Raw genomic sequence first — 1,627 nt, 5'->3', positions numbered from 1 at the left:
AGGACAAACTTATACAGTTAGAGGAAATGTCAAAGATCAAAAGAACACTCAAGTATCCATTATTATGGAACCGAATGAAATCAGGGATACATACGTGGCTGCATTATGGACGGAGGAATTAAAGCCCAAAATTACATCTTTGGTTGAAAAAGATTTTGACGTAAGAGAAATTGAGGATATAACTTATGCAAATGGAACTGAAAAAGATAAGTATACAGGAGAGATTCCTTCTATCTTTGAAATATTGAAAAATGGAGGAGATCCCAAATATGATTTATCTGTAACATTGGATGTTTATGAACAAAATGGCCAATATGAACAAGGAATCAAAAACTTTTTAAAAGAGCTAAAAGAATTGAATTTTAACCAAATTGGAGTTGCAGTTTTTGTTTATGGAGACAAGCTAAAAACAGCTCCAGAGGGTACCAATGATAGGGATTACATCTTATATCGCTATAATATTTCTATTGACGATATCCAAAAAATCGATATTGATCATCACAATTTGGATCAGTACAAAACTGTAATCAAAAATTGAACAAAAAGGGCATGCTGAAATAAATCATAAGGGCAATGTTTGTTTCAAGGGAGTGAACATGTTGAGAAAAAGGTGGATTCCCATCATTTTTGGAATTGTTATGATGTTCTCGGGTTGCCAGACGGATGGGATCAATGTTTCATCAAAGGCAATGGACCAAGAGGAAGAGAAACAGATCAAGGAAAGAGCTGTTCAATATATAAAACGAAAATATCATAAAGAATTTGAAGTGAGTGAAGTGAGCAAGGGACAAGCCGCCGGACTCATCCGTGTACGGGGAAAAGTGAAAGATGAAAAGGATACGGAAGTGACGGTGATTTGGGAGAAGGACAATGAAATCAAAGATACTTATGTAATAGCGTTATGGAGGCAAGAATTGAGTCCCAAAATAACATCAATGTTAAACAAATATATGGATGTAAGGCGGATTGAAAGTATTTCATACAGCAATGGGAAGAGATACCATAAATATAGCGGAGAAGTTCCATCTGTATTTGAAGTGTTGAAAAATGGTGGAGATAAGGACTTTACTTTAGTGATTACTGCACGAATTTATAACGATAATGGGCAGTATGAATCAGGTCTGAAAAACTTTTTGAAAGAAGCTCAATCAATGAATTTTAATAAAGTTATGATGGAAGTATTTGTTGCAGATGATGAATTGAAATCGGCCCCTGAAGACGTTAAGGAAAGCAGCTATACTCTGTATCGCTACAATATTGTGATCGATGACATTCAAAAAGTGGATATTGACAGTCTTGACTTGGATCAATATAAGACAGTAATCAAAGAATAGAGAAACGGGGATGGGCAGGAAAAATCGCCCATCCCTAAATTTATAGCTAAGTCAACGGGACAGCGGAATTTATATAATGACCTTAGGGATTGATTGGTGATAGGAAGGGAGTAGAAAAAAGGTGAATATCCAAAGAAGCTGGATTGTTTTCATCCTGTTGTTTGTATTCCTGTTGGCCGGATGCACAGGAACGAGAGGAGAGGGAGATATAGATCAGGCAGAAAAGAAAAAAATCAAAGAAAAAGCCATTCAGTATATCAAGGATACATACAATAAAGATTTTAAAGTATCCG

General features: G+C 35.6%; 2 protein-coding genes. Both read left to right on the top strand.

Annotation, left to right across the window (positions count from 1 at the left end; all coding sequences use genetic code 11):
- Window positions 1–538 (top strand): hypothetical protein (locus I8U21_RS14755; RefSeq protein WP_232337702.1); only part of this gene is annotated, 538 nt, incomplete at its 5' end.
- A 61-nt stretch (window positions 539–599) separates the two neighbouring features.
- Window positions 600–1,334, top strand: a complete 735-nt coding sequence (locus I8U21_RS14750; protein WP_138615118.1) for a hypothetical protein — start codon at window positions 600–602, stop codon at window positions 1,332–1,334.
- Window positions 1,335–1,627 lie beyond the last annotated feature (293 nt).

The sequence above is a fragment of the Thermoactinomyces sp. CICC 23799 genome, assembly GCF_016055145.1.
Classification (GTDB): domain Bacteria; phylum Bacillota; class Bacilli; order Thermoactinomycetales; family Thermoactinomycetaceae; genus Thermoactinomyces; species Thermoactinomyces intermedius.
The sequence above is the reverse complement of the archived record's forward strand: the minus strand, read 5'-3'. Positions and strand labels throughout refer to the sequence as shown.